The 17,838-nt window shown below is 42.0% G+C and carries 20 protein-coding genes; 6 read left to right on the forward strand and 14 right to left on the reverse strand.

The features are described 5' to 3' along the window. Positions 1-257 precede the first annotated feature (257 nt). From QR721_RS11580 to QR721_RS11605, 6 genes are all read left to right on the forward strand, one after another. Positions 258-1,931, forward strand: coding sequence for a peptide ABC transporter substrate-binding protein (locus QR721_RS11580; RefSeq protein WP_348027118.1), 1,674 nt, complete (start codon positions 258-260; stop codon positions 1,929-1,931). A gap of 127 nt (positions 1,932-2,058) precedes the next feature. Beyond that, positions 2,059-2,991: an oligopeptide ABC transporter permease gene (gene opp3b, locus QR721_RS11585; protein WP_348027120.1), complete on the forward strand. Its 933-nt coding sequence runs from the start codon at positions 2,059-2,061 to the stop codon at positions 2,989-2,991. Further along, positions 2,988-4,007 carry an oligopeptide ABC transporter permease gene (gene opp3C / locus QR721_RS11590; protein ID WP_348027122.1) on the forward strand — a complete coding sequence of 340 codons (1,020 nt, stop codon included), beginning with the start codon at positions 2,988-2,990 and terminating at the stop codon, positions 4,005-4,007. The genes opp3b and opp3C overlap by 4 nt, the downstream gene beginning before the upstream one ends. Positions 4,008-4,024: 17 nt before the next feature. After that, entirely contained in the window at positions 4,025-5,065 is a 1,041-nt protein-coding gene (locus QR721_RS11595; RefSeq protein ID WP_348027124.1) for an ABC transporter ATP-binding protein, read from the forward strand. Further along, positions 5,066-6,007, forward strand: coding sequence for an ABC transporter ATP-binding protein (locus tag QR721_RS11600; protein ID WP_348027126.1), 942 nt, complete (start codon positions 5,066-5,068; stop codon positions 6,005-6,007). It abuts the gene before it with no gap. Positions 6,008-6,160: 153 nt separating this feature from the next. Next, positions 6,161-6,568 carry a DUF3592 domain-containing protein gene (locus tag QR721_RS11605; protein WP_348027128.1) on the forward strand — a complete coding sequence of 136 codons (408 nt, stop codon included), beginning with the start codon at positions 6,161-6,163 and terminating at the stop codon, positions 6,566-6,568. A gap of 519 nt (positions 6,569-7,087) precedes the next feature. Here QR721_RS11605 and uppS read toward each other — a convergent pair. The 14 genes from uppS to QR721_RS11675 form a co-directional block, all read right to left on the reverse strand. Beyond that, entirely contained in the window at positions 7,088-7,849 is a 762-nt protein-coding gene (gene uppS / locus QR721_RS11610) for an undecaprenyl pyrophosphate synthase (protein ID WP_348027130.1), read from the reverse strand. 68 nt (positions 7,850-7,917) lie between these two features. Then, complete coding sequence (locus tag QR721_RS11615) at positions 7,918-8,157, reverse strand: helix-turn-helix domain-containing protein (RefSeq protein WP_348027132.1); 240 nt, start codon at positions 8,155-8,157, stop codon at positions 7,918-7,920. Positions 8,158-8,166: 9 nt separating this feature from the next. Beyond that, positions 8,167-8,652 (reverse strand): DUF2975 domain-containing protein, encoded by a 486-nt coding sequence (locus QR721_RS11620; protein WP_348027134.1) that lies wholly within the window; start codon positions 8,650-8,652, stop codon positions 8,167-8,169. A 233-nt stretch (positions 8,653-8,885) separates the two neighbouring features. Beyond that, entirely contained in the window at positions 8,886-10,091 is a 1,206-nt protein-coding gene (locus QR721_RS11625; RefSeq protein ID WP_348027136.1) for a DUF5068 domain-containing protein, read from the reverse strand. 234 nt (positions 10,092-10,325) lie between these two features. Next, the gene (locus QR721_RS11630) at positions 10,326-10,694 is read right to left on the reverse strand and encodes a hypothetical protein (protein ID WP_348027138.1); all 369 of its coding nucleotides are present in this window, start codon (positions 10,692-10,694) and stop codon (positions 10,326-10,328) included. A 62-nt stretch (positions 10,695-10,756) separates the two neighbouring features. Next, positions 10,757-11,362: a hypothetical protein gene (locus QR721_RS11635; RefSeq protein ID WP_348027140.1), complete on the reverse strand. Its 606-nt coding sequence runs from the start codon at positions 11,360-11,362 to the stop codon at positions 10,757-10,759. A 41-nt stretch (positions 11,363-11,403) separates the two neighbouring features. Continuing rightward, positions 11,404-11,856, reverse strand: coding sequence for a hypothetical protein (locus tag QR721_RS11640; RefSeq protein ID WP_348027142.1), 453 nt, complete (start codon positions 11,854-11,856; stop codon positions 11,404-11,406). Positions 11,857-11,868: 12 nt separating this feature from the next. Next, positions 11,869-12,288, reverse strand: a complete 420-nt coding sequence (locus QR721_RS11645; RefSeq protein WP_348027144.1) for a YwqH-like family protein — start codon at positions 12,286-12,288, stop codon at positions 11,869-11,871. A gap of 13 nt (positions 12,289-12,301) precedes the next feature. Further along, entirely contained in the window at positions 12,302-13,726 is a 1,425-nt protein-coding gene (locus tag QR721_RS11650; protein WP_348027146.1) for a T7SS effector LXG polymorphic toxin, read from the reverse strand. 1 nt (position 13,727) lies between these two features. Further along, the gene (locus tag QR721_RS11655; RefSeq protein ID WP_348027148.1) at positions 13,728-14,015 is read right to left on the reverse strand and encodes a hypothetical protein; all 288 of its coding nucleotides are present in this window, start codon (positions 14,013-14,015) and stop codon (positions 13,728-13,730) included. Then, positions 14,005-15,129: a hypothetical protein gene (locus tag QR721_RS11660; protein ID WP_348027150.1), complete on the reverse strand. Its 1,125-nt coding sequence runs from the start codon at positions 15,127-15,129 to the stop codon at positions 14,005-14,007. Before QR721_RS11660 ends, QR721_RS11655 begins: the two co-directional genes overlap by 11 nt. A gap of 153 nt (positions 15,130-15,282) precedes the next feature. After that, positions 15,283-15,672, reverse strand: coding sequence for a hypothetical protein (locus QR721_RS11665; protein ID WP_348027152.1), 390 nt, complete (start codon positions 15,670-15,672; stop codon positions 15,283-15,285). A 122-nt stretch (positions 15,673-15,794) separates the two neighbouring features. After that, entirely contained in the window at positions 15,795-16,058 is a 264-nt protein-coding gene (locus tag QR721_RS11670) for a hypothetical protein (RefSeq protein ID WP_348027154.1), read from the reverse strand. Between the two features lie 633 nt (positions 16,059-16,691). Next, positions 16,692-17,471 carry a hypothetical protein gene (locus QR721_RS11675; protein ID WP_348027156.1) on the reverse strand — a complete coding sequence of 260 codons (780 nt, stop codon included), beginning with the start codon at positions 17,469-17,471 and terminating at the stop codon, positions 16,692-16,694. Between the last annotated feature and the right edge of the window lie 367 nt (positions 17,472-17,838).

Below are 17,838 nucleotides of genomic sequence, written 5' to 3' on the forward strand. Positions count from 1 at the left end.
TGCATTTTTCCCCACTATATAATAAAAGAAATTTTGCTGGCAAGCAGGCTTATAAATGTCCAATAAGTGGTATATACTGACTGACATTCAATGTCCATAATTTGAAAGCGCATACAGTTCTATTCGACATAATTACAAGAAATTTGTCGATGTTAGTTATCTATTGGAAATATGACAAATTATTTTTATTTACATACTATTAAAATATAGTATAATTATTTTCAGTAAGTTAGTAACAATTAAAAAGGGGTGTACAAATGGAAAAGTCGAAAAAATTAGTTTTTATGACTCTTTTGATTGCTTTGGCATTAATCGTTTCTGCTTGTTCCTCAGGTTCGAAGGACAGCAGTGATAAAAAAGGGGAAGGATCTAAGGACAAGAAGGAATTCAATATGATTGAAGTTGCTGAGATTCCTACAGGTGACCCTGCACTCGCTACTGACGCAGCCAGCTTCATCGTTTTAGGTCAGACTATGGAAGGCCTATATGCTTTGGACAAAAATGACAAGCCAGTCCCTGCTCTATCTGACGGTAAACCAAAGGTAAGCAAGGATGGTAAAGAATATACTTTCAAAATCAAGAAAGACGCCAAGTGGTCCAATGGTGATCCGGTAACAGCAAAAGATTTTGTCTTCGCTTGGAGAAGAGCTGTCGATCCTGCTACAGGTGCGGAATATGCATATATGTTCTCTGATGTAGTTAAAAACGCAGACAAAATCATGAACAGCAAAGCTAAACCGGAAGAGCTCGGTGTTGAAGCAACTGATGACAACACTTTGAAAGTAACATTGGAACACCCAGTACCTTATCTTGATTCATTGCTAGCATTCGGTACATACTTGCCAATGAATCAGAAGTTCTTTGAACAGACAAAAGGCAAATACGGTACAAACAGCGACAATATGATTGCAAACGGTCCATTCGTTCTTAAAGACTGGAACGGTTCTGGTCTTACATGGAGCTATGTAAAGAATGACAAGTACTATGATAAAGACAAGGTAAACCTTAATAAGGTTAACGTCCAAGTTGCAAAGACTCCGAATACAGCAGTCAACTTGTACAACACTGGAAAGGCTGATCGTACAGCCGCTCTATCAGCAGAGTACGCTAAGCAATATCAGAATAATAAAGAAGCTTCTACATTTGAAGAAAGCAGCTCTTGGTACCTCAAGTTCAATATGAAGCGTGATGGTAAAGAAACACCTCTTGCAAACAAAAATATCCGTAAAGCTCTTGCGATGGCATTTGATAAGAAAGCATATGTAGACACAGTTCTTTCAAATGGTTCTATTACAAGTGACGGTCTTGTGCCGCGCGGCCTTGCGAATGGTCCTAAATCAGGCAAAGACTTCCGTGAAGAAAGCGGAAACTTGATGTCCTATGATGTGAAACAAGCTCAAGAATATTGGAAGAAAGGTCTGAAAGAACTTGGCGTGAAAGAATTGACACTTGATTACTTGAGTGACGATACAGAAACAGCTAAGAAGACAGGCGAATTCTTCCAGAATCAGCTAGAAACTAATCTTAAAGGTTTGAAGCTTAAGCTTTCTAACGTACCTTTCAAAGTCCGCATTGATAAAACTCAGAAGCAGGACTATGACATTTCAATGGCTGGCTGGGGTGCCGATTATCTTGATCCAATGACATACCTTGATCTATATGTCACAGACGGCGGAAACAACCAGGCAAGCTACTCTAACAAAAAGTATGACCAACTAATCGAAGACGCCAAAGTCAAGTATGCGAACGATTCTGAGAAGCGTTGGGAAAAATTGCTTGAAGCTGAGAAACTTCTTATCCAAGAAGATACAGCAATCGCACCGATTTACCAAAGAGGTCACTTGGTTCTAATCAAGCCATCTGTCAAGAATTTCGAGGAACACCTCTTTGGACCAGATTACACTCTTAAAAACGTAAAGATCGAAAAATAATAATTAAGTCACATAACAGTTCGTTGGCGAAAGAGAGTATTTGCAAAAATACTCTCTTTCCCCTGTTTTACACCCTCTTGTTTTGAAAATTTAAACTTTTCCATTTGGATAAGGAGGATAAAGAATTATGGTGAAGTACCTTGCCCAGCGTGTCGTCTACTTGATCATCACCCTATTTGTGATCACTTCATTCACTTTCTTTCTTATGAAGTTCCTGCCGGGTACACCTTTTCAGAATGAAGAGAAACTATCCGTTGAACAGAGAGAAATTCTGAATGAAAAATATGGCCTGAACAAGCCTGTTCCCGTTCAATATGTGAATTACATGAAAAATGTCGCGACAGGTGATCTCGGTAATTCATTCCAGTTTGACAATCAGCCCGTTACAGACCTTCTGAAAAGTCGCATCGGACCTTCCCTGCAATTGGGCTTCCAGGCGATGATTGTCGGTACAATTGTCGGTATCGCACTCGGTGTCCTTGCCGCAATGTTCCAGAACACATGGATTGATTACGGCAGCACATTCCTAGCAGTGCTAGGCAAATCCATCCCCTCCTTCGTATTCGCAGCACTTCTGCAATACTATATCGGTGTTAAACTCGGATGGCTGCCTGTAGCCTCCTGGGACGGATTCGCCTCTTCAATCTTGCCGACTATCGCGTTAGCCATTTTCCCTGTTGCGACTGCGGCGCGTTTCATGCGAACGGAATTGATTGAAGTGCTGAGCTCCGATTACATTACACTCGCCAAAGCAAAAGGTAACTCACGTATGGAAGTCGCCATCAAACACGCTATCCGCAATGCACTCATCCCACTCATTACAGTATTGGGACCGATGGCTGTAAGTTTGATGACAGGTTCCATGGTTGTTGAGCAGATTTTCGCAATACCTGGTATTGGTGAACAATTTGTTAAATCAATTACAACGAATGACTTCCCGATCATTATGGGTACGACAATCTTCTTCGCTGTACTGCTCACAGTCATCGTTCTGATTGTCGACATCTTATATGGAATCATTGACCCTAGAATCAGATTGGCAGGAGGGGCTAAGAAATGAGAAACACAAACGATCCTATATCTAAAGACATGTTCGAACTGGCCCCACATTCCACTGGTGACAATGAGGTCATTGCCAAGCCACAGCTTTCCTTCATGAAAGACGCTTGGCTTCGTGTACGGAAGAACAAAGCAGCTCTTGTCAGTGCCGTTCTGCTTTTGCTCGTTGTCCTCATGGCGTTCATTGGACCACATCTTTCCCATTATGATGCGTACCATCAAGATGTAACGAAAGCCAATCTCCCGCCAAAAATTCCAGGGCTTGAGAAATTGGGCATATTCGATGGAAAGATGGATGTCGGCGGTGTAGAGACAGATGTCTATGCACAGAACAATGTAAAGGAAAATTACTGGTTCGGTACAGACAGTCTCGGACGTGACCTGTTCTCCCGTGTATGGGTTGGAACTAGAGTCTCACTATATATTGCTCTTTTGGCAGCTGTAATCGATATGCTGATCGGTGTCATTTACGGACTCGTCTCAGGATTCAGAGGCGGCAGAGTCGATAACGTGATGCAACGTATACTGGAAGTCATCTCAGGCATTCCAAACCTTATCGTTGTTATTCTCATGCTCCTGATCCTGAATCCCGGCATCATTTCAATTACGATTGCAATGGTCATAACCGGCTGGATCGGTATGGCAAGGGTCGTGCGCGGACAAGTATTGAAACTGAAGAATCAGGAATACATCCTTGCTTCACGCACACTAGGAGCGAAGAACAACAGACTGCTCTTCAAACACCTTTTGCCGAACCTTACTGGTGTCATCATCATCAACACGATGTTCACCATTCCAAGTGCAATCTTTTTCGAAGCATTCCTTAGCTTCATCGGAATTGGCTTACAGGCACCAAAAGCCTCACTCGGTACATTGATTGAAGATGGATACAAGACGTTCCAGTTCCTGCCTCACCTAATGATCATACCGAGTATCGTAATCTGTATTATCTTGATTACAACGAACTTGATTGGTGACGGACTCAGAGACGCATTCGACCCGAAAATGCGGGATTAATAGACGGGGTGAAACTATTGAGAAAAAAAATATTGGAAGTCAAAGATTTGAATATATCCTTTCACACTTTTGCTGGTGAAGTACAAGCAATTCGCGGTGTGAATTTTGACCTGTACGAAGGAGAAACGCTCGCTATCGTTGGTGAGTCGGGTTCGGGTAAATCCGTAACGACGAAATCTATCATGCGCCTGCTGCCTACGAGTAGTTCTGAGGTCAAGTCAGGGCAGATTCTCTTTGACGGCAAAGATATCGTGACTGCTTCTGAAAGAGAAATGCAAAAGATCCGCGGTAAAGACATCTCTATGATCTTCCAGGATCCAATGACCTCTCTAAACCCAACAATGCAAGTCGGCAAACAGATTATGGAACCGTTGCTTAAACATCAGAACATGAGCAGACATGATGCAAGAAGCCGTGCACTTGAATTGTTGAAAATGGTTGGCATCCCAAATGCAGAAGCCCGTATGAAGCAATATCCGCATCAGTTCTCAGGTGGTATGAGACAGCGTGTAGTTATCGCAATCGCTCTTGCTTGCGCACCAAAAGTACTCATTGCCGATGAGCCGACGACTGCTCTTGATGTAACGATCCAAGCTCAGATGCTTGATTTAATGAAGGATTTGCAGAAGCAGATTGAAACGTCAATCATCTTCATTACCCATGATCTCGGCGTTGTTGCGAATGTCGCTGATCGTGTCGCCGTTATGTATGGAGGTAAAATCGTTGAAGTTGGCACAGTCGATGAAATTTTCTACAATCCAAAGCACCCTTATACTTGGGGACTCATCAGTTCCATGCCTTCACTCGACGAACAAGAAGATGAGCTTTATGTCATTCCAGGAACACCGCCTGATCTGTTGAATCCGCCAAAAGGCGATGCTTTTGCACCGAGAAATCCTTATGCTATGAAGATTGACCTGGAAGAGCAGCCGCCGATGTTCAAAGTCTCAGATACACATTATGCGGCAACTTGGCTTCTCCATCCCGATGCTCCTGCATATGAGCCTCCGCAGAAGATTAAAGACAGAATGGCTGAGTTTGAAAAAGGTGGGTTTTAAATGGCTGAAAAAGAAAAGCTGCTCGAAATTAAAAATCTTAAACAATACTTCAACGTAGGAAGTTCCAATGAAGTTCGTGCAGTAGATGATATTTCATTTGATATCTACAGAGGAGAAACATTGGGGATCGTTGGAGAATCCGGATGTGGCAAGTCCACTACTGGCAGAACGATAATCGGACTTTATGATGCGACAGGCGGCCAAGTATTATATGAAGGAAAAGACGTTCATGCGAAGAAATCAAAAGCAGAACTGAAAAGTCTCCATCAGAATATGCAAATGATTTTCCAAGATCCGTACGCTTCATTGAATCCACGCATGAAGGTCAATGATATCGTCGCTGAAGGCATTGATATCCACGGCCTTGCGTCATCCAAGAAAGAGCGTGCTGATAAAGTCATCGAGCTATTGGAAACAGTCGGCTTGAATCGAGACCATGCGAACCGCTACCCGCATGAATTCTCTGGCGGCCAGCGCCAAAGAATTGGAATTGCTCGTGCTCTTGCGGTGAATCCGGAATTCATCATCGCCGATGAACCAATCTCCGCATTGGACGTATCAATCCAGGCACAGGTCGTCAACTTGATGAAGAAGCTGCAAAAGGAAAAACAGCTCACTTACCTCTTCATCGCTCACGACTTGTCCATGGTCAAGTACATCAGTGACCGCATCGGCGTCATGTACTTTGGCAAGATGGTCGAACTCGCCAGCTCCGAAGATCTTTACCGGAATCCGATGCACCCGTACACGCAGTCATTGCTATCAGCAATTCCGCTCCCGGATCCGAATTACGAGCGGACTCGCAAGCGTAAAGCCTATGATCCGAAGATGCACGCCTATGAAGAAGGCGAAGAAGTGAAAATGCGCGAAGTGGCGCCTGATCATTTTGTTCTCTGCTCAGAGAGAGAGTTTGAGCAGTATAAGCAAGCTTATAAAAATTAAAAAACAGGGGTCTTGAGTTCAAACAAGGCCCCTGTTTTCTTATATAAAAAGTTATTATTCGTAAAGAAATATGACCAATCCCTCTTTCGCCTCTTACCACATTGCAGTAAAAATGCTAAAATCCACTCAAACAGAACAAGAGGTGGTAATACATTGGAAACGTCACATCTTCTAGGATTAATCAGCATAATAAGCGGTATGATTATGCTTACAGTACCACTTATCATCATCTTACGGCGCAGACAATTCCGTGAAAATATACGAGTTGCCGAAACAACTGCAACGATTATTGAAAACATCCGACCAGTCTATTCAGAAAAAATGTACAACCCAGTCCTTGAATATACAACCAAGGAAGGCGAAACGATCATCCACCGCTCCAAAATGGGCAGCAACCCTCCTCGTTTCAAGGAAGGTGAGCAAGTCAAAATATATTATCATATGGACAAACCTGAGAAACACCAGGTCAAAGCCGGATGGCCATACTACCTTCTCATTTCCATCTTCCTCTTTTTCGGTATTATTACTAGCGTAATCGGTGTGGTACCTTTTGTCTTGTAAGAATAACAGGGCTGGGAACAGAAGTATCTTAGCCTACAGAGAACCCGAACTAATGCAAAGAAAATTTTGCCTTAGTTCGGGTTATTCATTTCGAGTATAGAATTTCACCGGTTGTAACCCGCCGGATTTTCGTTGCAGGCGAACGCTTTCCACGGGCATGGCTTCAGCTAAATTCCAGGCAAAGAACGCCTTGGAATATTATCTTCAACTCATGCTATTCCCGTTGGAGTCGTCGCCCTCCACTGCAATCTGGATAGAACACCAGACATAGCGGAGGAAAGATGCGAGACTCCCGTGGGAAGAACAAGCGTACTGAGACTGTGAGGCGCTTGCGCCACAGTGGCTCAGTGCTTGCCCACAGGAAAGCGAGCATTCTTTTCGTAGCGGTGGCTTACTCTTAACTATTATCATTTTATCCACTTTTCGTCTTTTATACAGGCATTTTTAGCTATGTCTCAGCCCCGTCTTATCTGTTAGAAGTATTTACAATACACAGCATCACGCATTCTTGAGCGGCTACTATATTCCCCCATACCTTCTCTGACGCTGCTGATACTCCTTTATTGCTAGCAGGAACTCATCCTCCGAGAAATCCGGCCATAACACATCAGTGAACACAAGCTCAGCATATGCCAGCTGCCAAAGAAGGAAATTGCTGAGACGTTTCTCTCCACCAGTACGAATAAGCAAATCCGGTTCTGGTATGCCAGCTGTATACAAATGCTTCGCGAACTGCTGCTCATCCAATTCATCCATTGATAAGCTCTTATCATTCATATCTTGAAACATTGACTTCATGGCATGCAGAATTTCATCCCGACCACCATAATTAAGTGCAAAGTTCAACTGCAGGCCATCATTGTCTTTAGTCCGATCAACCGCATATTGTAAAGGTTCACATACATGGTCAGGTAGTTTTTCCATATCACCAATTGTACCAATACGGACATTATTATAAACAAGATCTGGCAAATACATATGCAAAAACTGCTTCGGAAGCTTTAATATGAAATCTACTTCAGCCTTCGGACGTTTCCAGTTCTCCGTGGAAAATGTATAGAGGGTGAGTGTTTTAACTTTAAGCTGAGAGGCAGCCTTGACGATTTTCATGACGGCAGTGACTCCCTCTTTATGACCTAGAAATCTCGGCATGCCTCGTTTCTGTGCCCAGCGCCCATTCCCATCCATAATAATCGCTATATGATCCGGAACCTTTTCATCTGATGCTTGATTAAATTTCTCCGGCTGTTTACTTTTAAAAAAAGGTATTTTCATTGACATTGTGATCCCTCGCAATCTTCCAGCTTTTATAACGGTCTATCTTCACTTTAAAAATAAATACTGTATGTTCAGCTTATCTCGATCTCGCTTTCCGAGTTATCCTCATCCTTCTCATACTCTAGAATATCTCCCGGCTGGCAATCCAGTGCCTCGCAGATTGCTTCCAATGTCGAGAAACGAATTGCTTTCGCCTTGCCATTTTTTAGAATTGAAAGGTTTGCCATCGTAATTCCAACCTTTGTCGACAGTTCTGTTACACTCATTTTCCGCTTAGCGAGCATTACATCGATATTCACTATAATCGCCATTGCTTCACCTCAGACTGTTAAATCATTTTCTGTTTTAATGCGAATTGCCTCTTGCAGCAGTTTTTTGAGGACAGCGGAAAAGACTGCGATAACCATTGAGGATCCGATAATGACCATTCCAATCAATAATAGTCCTGGTGCATCGTCCCAATCAGCAACAATATAAATCAATGGCAGCGCCAAAATATACAAACCGCTGATTACTGCGGAGAAGTTCCTGACTTTCCTCAGAGCCTTCACAGAAAGCTCCGAGAAAGCTTCGTTCCTATCGATGTAATTCAGTAATTTTAACCCCTGATACAATGCAAGATAAAATGGAATTGCAGATATGTACATAATTAATAAAATACCGAGTACCACATAAGCCATATTCGCTCCACTTGTTGTTAGCTGCCCAATGGCTTCTATTGCGATTTTAGGCAATAGGAAAATGCATAAGGCCAGAATTGGAACCCCAATTGCAATAATAGCTACTCTCAAGAAGAGTATTTTCATTCAGAAGCACCTCACCATTTATATTCGTTTTGATTTTAACCTGAAATTTATCGATAATCAATAAATAATTATCTAATTTTGATAAAAATTAATTAATGAGCAAAAAAAGCCGAGCAAACCAATGACCTCAAGCCATTTGTTTGCTCGGTATTTTAATCCGATTTACGGACAGTGACATTCTCTTATAGCGACTGCTGTCTCGCTTGACTTAGTGAAAGCCCCATGCCGCCTCTTTATTTAGGTAACGGGAATTTCACTGTGTCTTTACCCAAAATATTCCCTTTTCCATCATAGTAAAGTGGACCGAATTCGATTTCGAATTCTTTTTCCTTCAGTATCTTTTCATACATTTCTTCATCAAGTGTATAGACTTGGAGCATCTTTCTCGATTCACCGCTTTTAAAAGGCTCATTTGACAAATTGTTATCAAGGATTATTTCATTTCGGGCTGTCTGAGTCTTATTATTCATATGCAAAGTAGAATTGAAGTACCTGACCGGACGCTTTCCACCATTCTTAATAGTAAACTCAGCCGTCAGGAGAACCATGCCATGCTTGAATTCGTTGAATCTCTTTCCCGTTTCCCTATTTGGTCTGAACTTTGTAAACTGATAGCCATTCAACGTTACCTCTATATCTTCCAGCTTTGCTTTCTCGTTGATCCCCTTTTTCTCCTTGAGCATCTTCTTATCGCCCATATCCTCTGCAATTACTCTATCTTCATAGAAAGCTGAATTATGCGCAAGCTTCTTGGCACCTTTTTCATTTAAGCTGATATGAAACTTCCCTTGCGTACCAAATATTGATTTATAATCATCTTTCTTTTTCATCGCTAAGGGCACATCCAGTATTGCAGTTGACTCACTAAATACTTCCTCTGTAAGCGGGTAAGCCTCATAACCTGTCACAGTTTCTCCCGCCTTCACTACATATGCGTTATCCCGATCGAATTTCGCAGCAATCTGTTTGGCTGTTGGCAGAAACATGTCTTCATTTCTTTTGCTATAATCAACCTGCCTATTCTTCAGACTAAACGCAGGTATAAAATAGATATCTTTTTTACCTGCATTATGGATCGTAAATCGAGCAACAACGAGCCTTCCACCGATTTCACTATCAAAAACTCTAGCAAACTCTTCCCCAACGTCCTTCAGACTCACTACTTCGTATGATTCGAGCTTTACCTTCAACTGATCGAGATCATGTTCTCTCGTCTTCCCATCCTCATGGAGCACCTTAACCTTGCCGCCTGTATGCTCTGCCATATATTCATTCAGTTTTCTATACTCCTTGGCATCTTTGAAAGACTCTTCCTTCTTCTCACTCTTCGCCTTTGTTTCCTCTTTCTCACTTCCTTTGGCTTTGTCGCCTGAACTACAGCCCACAAGACCAAAAGTCGTTAGGCAAATGATAAATAGAATAAAATATAGCTTTTTCATTTGTATTGCTCCCTTCTTTGAATAAGCCTATTAACCGAAAAACCCCATAATAATATGTGCTCTAATCTGTTTTGAAAGGGCTTTCAATATAAAGTGGCTTTTTCTACTTATTTATATTTATTCAAGTATTGAGGCTAATCATCCAACTGAACTCCAATTTAGTAACACACACATAAATAGCCTCCTGCTAAACTGAAGAGGCTATTTCTAGATGAATTTGCTTATATTATGTATTTACTTTTCTACTTCGAGGATAAACCACTGTTTTGTGGCGTAGATTATAGTGAAAACCATGCCGATAAATCCTATTAAAGTCAGAATTGGACTAATGTTTTTTCCTATTACAGACATAAAGAGAGAGGCGAAAAAGATAAAAATAGCCAAGCCATTCGTTTTAATCGCAACGGTACTGCCATCTTCTACTTCCTTCTCAACACTGCCAAAAAACCATTGATTCACGCGGATTTTGACCGGTTCGGCTCCCGCATCAATTTTGAATGTTTCTTTGTTTTTCAGCTTTTTTTCAAGATTGCTATTCACCTTCAATGCGATTGCAGAAGCAGCTCCCATAAGTCCGGTTTCTCTCTTTATTTGTATACTCATTTCATCAATCCCCCTTGTCTTTATCTACACAACTGGCATCAAGTATTTACTCATCGAATCCTTTATTCCGCCTTGCTTACCTTTGTATCCTTAAGGTCGACAAAACGTGTTTGGGCATCCAATTTTGTTAGATTTTCAAGCTCTTCATCTGTAATCGGGACCAAGATCGGGTGTCCGTATCCCGGTTTCAGCACACCCATTGCCTCTGCGGGAATCTCTACTTTATGATCTTTCACTACATAATGCCCTGATTTATCTCCCACAGTGATGTTGAACGACACATCCTTGATAGCTGCAGGGAGACGATTGATGCCAAGCAAAATAAGGTCTGCCTTTCCATCCTTTGGATTGGTAGCATCCACGACCGTCACAGAGTAATCGCCTTTTGTGCCTTCATCAGGGTATTTATTTACAAACTTCTGCATTCCACTGTATATCGGATGATTCTCAACCGTAGCTCCAGCCTCCTGATCCGCTTTCAATACATGCAGTTTCAAAGGGCCATCCGGATCTCCATCCTTAGCTTTTGATTCTGTATCTGACTGCTTCGTTGTCGCCTGTTCCGTATCATTTTTATCCTTGTTCTTCGATTCCGTATCTGCTTTATTGCCGCAGCCCGCAAGCAGAAGCGCAACAGCAAGCACTAAGAAAATCATAATCCGTTTCATACTCGTCATCTCCTTATGTATTCAGCGTGTTGTCCGATTTCCTAGTTCTTCACCAGCAATTCCAGATTTTCAAGTGCTCCGGCAAGTTCAGTCGCTCCATAAATCTGTTTGGCAGGATCCAGTCCTTCAGCAGGGATATCAATATGAAGAACAATCGCTTCGTCCGGCTCAAGACGACCTAAGAAATTATCGTCAATCTCAAGATGAACTTCGGCAAATTGTGCTTGTACATCACTTTTTACATTCAGTTTCATATCTGCCCGAAAGCCTTCAATTGGCAGACCTGTCTTATTCACAAATGCTCCCGCAAGTCGAAGCTTCCTTTCAATCTGCAGATTCAATCCACGGAGAATGACGAAGTACAATGTTTCTTTTTCAAATGCAAAATCATTCTGATCAAAAAACTTCTGCACATCCTGGATTTCCCTTTGAATATCCGGGTCTTCTCTTTGTCCCTCATGAGCTTTAGCCATGACAACCTTTATCTTACTCAATCGCTTCACCCTCTAATTTATCAAGTTCTCTATTTTCGTAGAGATCCAGTTAATTGCCGACTTGATGTTACCGATCAGGCCTTCCATATTATACAACTCATTCTCCAAACGCATGAGCGCATTGTTCAGTTCATCAAGATTATCATCAACGTTGTCTATATACGACTTCAGCGCACTGTCAGACAAATCGTCTCCCAATATATTTTGATACTTTTCAAGCCGCTTTCCAACCCAGTATGTATGAGTCGCCTTCGCATCTTTGTCCAGATCCTTCTTTAGCGACTTCAAATCGGCTTTAAGCGCTTCAAAGTCTGCAATCAATTCTTTGATCCTCTGTATTTTCGCTTCCAATGAAGCAACCGCACTGACACAAGCATTCAGTTCACCCTGCTTGGCGCTCAGATTCGCATGTAATTCAACCCGCTCACTCATATGGGCTCCTCCTTTACCAAGGCCACTTCGCTTGGATAGTTGGGATTGTGACATCCAACTTAACACCGAGCAGAAGCTTTAGATCGGCATTAAGACTTGTCGCATTGATATTTAAATAGTCACTTTTCCATACAGGTTCATCTTTGTACTCTACCCCGACTCCAGCCTGCCATCCTGCGCTTGCTTCGACATTCATCCCGAAGTCTTTCTTGGCAGTTGTTTTGACTCCATTTTTCTCATGCTCGCCGCCCATGCTTTCCATCCCGAACAACGTGATACCCGCAGAAGCCTTGACAGTCGCTGCTTCCGCTCTGCCTCCAAGAGCAATATGGGTCGTATCATCGGCATTCTTTGGCAATTTGAAAGCAGCCTGACCATTTGCAGAAAGGGCACTTGCCTTGAGACTGACATGGCCATTAAATTTATCCGTCCCCAGCATGGCAGTCGATTCTGACTTTACAACACTTGCATCTCCAGAAGCAGCCATTCTCGTGAATCCGTCAAACTCAGCATTTCCAGAACCAGATAGCAAAGACTGTGTCCCGTCATACTTGAGCCAGCCACCTGCCGTTTCGGCCTTCGTATACAGCTTGGCTCCACTCACTTCACCACTCACTTTATAGGCGCCTTTGTCGTTAGTCTTTTCACCGCGGGCACTCAAGACAGAGCCCGTCTGCGTGATATAGTTCTTATCGCTCGTACCCATCACCCATTGTCCCTCAAGAACAGAGGCTTCACCTGCTTCATAGGAAAAAGGATCATCCTCAGACAATGCTTTGAAAGCACCCTTGTTCTCAAGCGTGTACCATGGTTGCTCTTTGATGCTTGATACCTTATCAGTGAGAACACCATTCTCGTTCTTGAAATGCGTACTCAACTCATTCATTTCGGTAATCAGTTCATTGATCCGCTCCGTTACCGGACTCATATTCTTCGTGCACGTTGAATCCGACGACAATAATTCCTCTTTCGTCTTCTTAATATTGGAATCCGCCGTTTGATATGTATGCAGAACCGTTTCTCCAGGAAGTTTGACCGTACTTATGAATTCATCAGCCCGCAGCACGAGCTTCTGCCCTTTGGAATCAAGCTCCTCAAATGTTGTACGGCTGTCACCCAAGTTCTCCTTTTCCTTATCAAGGGTGCCTGACCCAACAATTCCCTTGGCATCACTCTCATAACTTCTAAAATCATCCTTCACTTTACGCGCCGCTTCCAGCAGCTCCGAAGAGACATTGATGATTTTCTGAGCAAGATTGATATGAACAATTTCCATGTATTCCTTCATGGAATTACCGGTCTTTCCCTTCAGGTTGATTGAGCGACTTAGCACTGTTGAGGATTTGTACTGTTCATACACCGCATCTTTAAGGCTTGACTGGTATTTCTCCAGCTTTTTGACCAGGTCTTCCATTTCTTCATTGACCAATCTCGCCATCTTAATCCCCCTTCATGCTTTCTGCCAGTGCAAGGTCTTTTGTAACCCAAGCTTCCTTCATCGCTTCAAGATTCTTCACGTCTTTCTTTGAAAAGGAAGTATAGGATTCTCTCATTTCCTCGAAGAGCTTGATTGCGGCAATCATTGCTGACATGGAATCGAGGATTGTCTTATTGCCAAGATCGGAGACCCCTTCGAATTTCACTTTTTCCACACCTTCTACCGCAGTCTTCAGTGATTTCACTTCGGCTTCAAAGCCATCTGGATTAAGAAATATCTCATTTGCCAACTGCCGCCGCCTCCTTCCGATATGCCAGATAGCCTTCACGTACCTGGTAATTGCTTTTTTCTATCCAATCCTTAAACCTTTCATAATCCATTCCATTCAATTGCTCCAACCATTCATAGACATGAATATGCTGCATGTAGCACTGTCCAGCCCAAGTGACAAAGTTCATCGTCTTGAAACGAACTTGGGTCTCAAAGTTATTCAACAGACGCTTTTTAGCCTCTTCAAATGATTCTTCCGTCAATGATTCCATTATTTCATATTTATATTTTTTCAAGCCTTTTTTATAAGTGATACTCGCATCAGCCAAATCGACATTGACTTGAGCATGCCCGTTAAATTGAATTTCACCGAGCAATGCAAGAACCGCGTACTCCTTCGTCAAGTCCTCAAGGCTAGCCTTCCGTTCGAACCGGATACAGCCGCATTGCCAGTTCCCCTTGGAAGTCTCTTCATATACTTCATCATCGGCAAAACGGACCTCTCGCGTATTGAATAGCTGCTCTGCATATCCCTTCTCCAGCTCTGGCAGCTTCAGCTCTTGCAAAGCACCCTGTTCAACTTTCCCGTGGACGAAGAGAAACATATTAGCAGGATGGATGACATGATCCCGATATGTGCACATTTGGTCAAAATCCGCTCCCTGCAAGTCACGGACAAGCGATTCATAACGGTACAATGTATTCTGATGGGCGAACTCCATCATTCTGAAGTGACCTCTGAACGCAAGATCCTTATAACAATTCTTGAACCGTTTCATGCTCTCCCACTTTTCCGCTTCAAAGAAATCCCTGTCCGGAACACCTTGGAAAAGCAGATCAAGAACTTGCTGAACTTCAGAAGCACATGCATCTCCTGTCGTTTGCCATACGAGGCTCGTGCAGTGAACAGATGCCAACACTTCCACATCGGGGAATCCAGATTCCTTTAATAACCGCTTCACGCAATCGGCATACAACTTGGATGAGGCGGAACCGATTCTAATCCGCTCCTCCCCCTTCCCCATCCATTCCGACGCAAATCCGCCACCGATGGCGAGCGATACATAAGTCCGATTGGACAATTCCACATCATTTAACCAAATGTTCAAGCCATTCGCCTGCAATGCTTTCATCCATAACGCCCCTTATCAAACACGAGAACCGCGTTAATCAATTTATACTGAATATTCAAAAACTACTAAACAGAGAACGGCCGCCACTTCCCGATTGTGGCGTGACCGACCGCATATATTTCATGGCAATATCAGGTCTATCATGATCGCCGACTACTCTGCCAATAGTTCCTTTTCCTTCTTCGCCAGCAAAGTTTGTATGCCTGCAACGATGAACAGAATACCGACTAAAAAAATCACCGTAAAGAATCCGACAACAATCATAAACACACCTTGAAACGTAGAAGGATGAACCCTTACTTTCTTGCTTATATACAAACCAATTATCCCGAAAGCAATTGGCAGCAAAAGAACAATCAGCAAGAATATGAAAGCCCCCGGCTCCGCTGCAAGCTCCCATAGGCGTCCTCTCGTTGTATAGTCATTCAACGTCACTTCTATCGGAGTGAACATGCTAATTAGCAGTATCATTCCGCCGAACACGATATACAGAATCCCAGCAATCTTTGATAACTTGCTGGCAAGTTTTGCGCTCCTACCCATATGCCTTCAATCCTTTCCAATGATTTTCATTAACTTAAAATTATAAGATCCAACCAAAATATTCATTTTCAAAATAAGCCTAAAAATTGCTATTCCAGTCCACAAACTACATTATTTCCCTATTATAATTTTAAACGCCACAAGCAAAATTGCAATGCTTCAAAAGCCACCCAACCTTTATAAGACAATAGAATCAAACCCAGCCAAAACAACTGCTTTTTCACTGTTTTCACAATTAGCTGTATAGCATAATAGACCTTTTTAATGGAAGATTGAACATGTATTGGAGAAAGAGCAAATAATTTGGACGGGAAATGAGTAAAGGCAATCCTGCTAAGTGAATTGCAGGATTGCCTAGTTTTTTGAAGAACAATCAATACTTCCATCTATAGTGCACCTCCTAGACTTTATAGATGTGCTTAGCCAAAGACTGCGAATTTCGATGAATATCAGTTCTTCAGCCCAGGAGATACAGCTCTTTTAAGTATTCTTTAAAATCAGCATTGAGCCTTATATCCAGTCCTTCAATCAAGTTATAATAGATAATAAATATTGTGTTTTTTAAAACCTCATGAAAATATTTGGTATCATAAATGGAATGCTTATGATTATAATTGCGATTGAATAAACCAAATGTACCTTGAAGATCATGTCTTGATAAGGATAATACGAGTCATATGCAATCACAATATGGACAAGGAAAAACAATAGAGCTTCTATAAAAATCCCCAGTAATAACACTAACGTTAAAGCACCTGGCGATTGGCGTCCTGTCAGTAAAGGTCCTCTTAAAGCTTCAAAATCTTCTTCTCTCATTCTCTCACCTGTACCTTAAAAACTAAATGGTATTTGAAAAGATTATTGTAAGGGGGAAAGAGTACCCCGACATTTATCCTATCTATGTCAAATACACTGAAAATCCCTTGCTCACTCATTTTTTCAAGTAAATATTCATTTTTTTAATGTAAGTACTCTTTCTTCTTCATATTCATCTGCTCTCTTGCTTTAACTTTGCTATTTTATACTTTTACCTTCTTCTTCCTTTTCCCATATTTCTCGTCAAAACCGATCGGATACAACTCGCCTCTCCGGTCGAAGCTAAAACTGGAAAAACGAGATTTGCAATAGAGGATGACGAGTTGTTCGGGTAATATGAACACAGTTACATAAGCAATGACAATTGCCAGCGATGCAATCATCAAGCTGTTCAAATCACTTGAAGAATTCCGCAAAACATATTGCATTATAAAAACGATCTCCGTTCCGCCAACAATGGCAATTCCCTTGAACGATGTCCCTTCTAAACGGCTTCTGACATAATCTCTATCGCTTCCTTTTCTATACTTCCCTGCCTTCAATAGAAAGTAGAAACGGATACATACAGCAACAAATATCATAAGCCCTATCCCGATCGATAACCACATGATCCATCTCAGTTCTTCTATGGAAATTCCCATTCCCCCAACCAAAAACAAAAAGATTAAGTATGGCGTGATGCAAAATAAATTTTGTGTAACAGCTATACTCAGCGCATATTGTATTTTTTGAAACTTGAGATGAACTTTTGAAAAAACCATCAAGACAGACATTCCCATAATTGCAGCTGTAATGATAAAATGCAACTTAAATAGTGCGTCTTTATAGGGATATATTGTCTCGTCTGCGGCAACAACATAAACACAGAACAGCATTAATACCTGTAGCGGAATCGCCAACAACATGGTTCCAGCCAACCCATCTGGACGTTGGCGCCCTGAAAGAAAGGGGCCTCTCAGAACTTCGTAATCTTTTTCCAGCATCTTTACACCTCCATCTTCTCGAAGCTATGTCGTTTCATAAGTGATGACATCATCAAAAATGAGTGAACGTATTTCAATACTCATCTGTTTTTTCTTTCAATTGCTACTTTATGCCTTTACCTTCTTCTTCCTTTCCCCCGGTTCCCCCTTATCTGACAGTGTAACCATTGCTTGAAAAATCCGCTGCCTGCAAAGCTTCAAATTCAGTTTTAATCTGATTACCATAGAAGTTCTCACCAGCAAGCAGGTCGTCGAGCGAAACAGAATCCTTTTTAACCGTCTTCTGTCCGAACCCAATAAAAAATCCTGTTTTAAAAATTCAAGCAGGACTGTCAAATGCTTTTTTATAATTACTATACTTAATCAA

Source organism: Aciduricibacillus chroicocephali (genome assembly GCF_030762805.1).
GTDB classification, from domain to species: domain Bacteria; phylum Bacillota; class Bacilli; order Bacillales; family Amphibacillaceae; genus Aciduricibacillus; species Aciduricibacillus chroicocephali.

Coding starts and splice junctions, on each gene's coding strand:
- QR721_RS11580 (WP_348027118.1), top strand. CDS start 258: ATGGAAAAGTCGAAAAAATTAGTTTTTATGACTCTTTTGATTGCTTTG.
- opp3b (WP_348027120.1), top strand. CDS start 2,059: ATGGTGAAGTACCTTGCCCAGCGTGTCGTCTACTTGATCATCACCCTA.
- opp3C (WP_348027122.1), top strand. CDS start 2,988: ATGAGAAACACAAACGATCCTATATCTAAAGACATGTTCGAACTGGCC.
- QR721_RS11600 (WP_348027126.1), top strand. CDS start 5,066: ATGGCTGAAAAAGAAAAGCTGCTCGAAATTAAAAATCTTAAACAATAC.
- uppS (WP_348027130.1), bottom strand. CDS start 7,849: ATGTCAATGAAAATACCTTTTTTTAAAAGTAAACAGCCGGAGAAATTT.
- QR721_RS11615 (WP_348027132.1), bottom strand. CDS start 8,157: ATGGCGATTATAGTGAATATCGATGTAATGCTCGCTAAGCGGAAAATG.
- QR721_RS11620 (WP_348027134.1), bottom strand. CDS start 8,652: ATGAAAATACTCTTCTTGAGAGTAGCTATTATTGCAATTGGGGTTCCA.
- QR721_RS11625 (WP_348027136.1), bottom strand. CDS start 10,091: ATGAAAAAGCTATATTTTATTCTATTTATCATTTGCCTAACGACTTTT.
- QR721_RS11630 (WP_348027138.1), bottom strand. CDS start 10,694: ATGAGTATACAAATAAAGAGAGAAACCGGACTTATGGGAGCTGCTTCT.
- QR721_RS11635 (WP_348027140.1), bottom strand. CDS start 11,362: ATGAAACGGATTATGATTTTCTTAGTGCTTGCTGTTGCGCTTCTGCTT.
- QR721_RS11645 (WP_348027144.1), bottom strand. CDS start 12,288: ATGAGTGAGCGGGTTGAATTACATGCGAATCTGAGCGCCAAGCAGGGT.
- QR721_RS11650 (WP_348027146.1), bottom strand. CDS start 13,726: ATGGCGAGATTGGTCAATGAAGAAATGGAAGACCTGGTCAAAAAGCTG.
- QR721_RS11660 (WP_348027150.1), bottom strand. CDS start 15,129: ATGAAAGCATTGCAGGCGAATGGCTTGAACATTTGGTTAAATGATGTG.
- QR721_RS11665 (WP_348027152.1), bottom strand. CDS start 15,672: ATGGGTAGGAGCGCAAAACTTGCCAGCAAGTTATCAAAGATTGCTGGG.
- QR721_RS11670 (WP_348027154.1), bottom strand. CDS start 16,058: ATGGAAGTATTGATTGTTCTTCAAAAAACTAGGCAATCCTGCAATTCA.
- QR721_RS11675 (WP_348027156.1), bottom strand. CDS start 17,471: ATGCTGGAAAAAGATTACGAAGTTCTGAGAGGCCCCTTTCTTTCAGGG.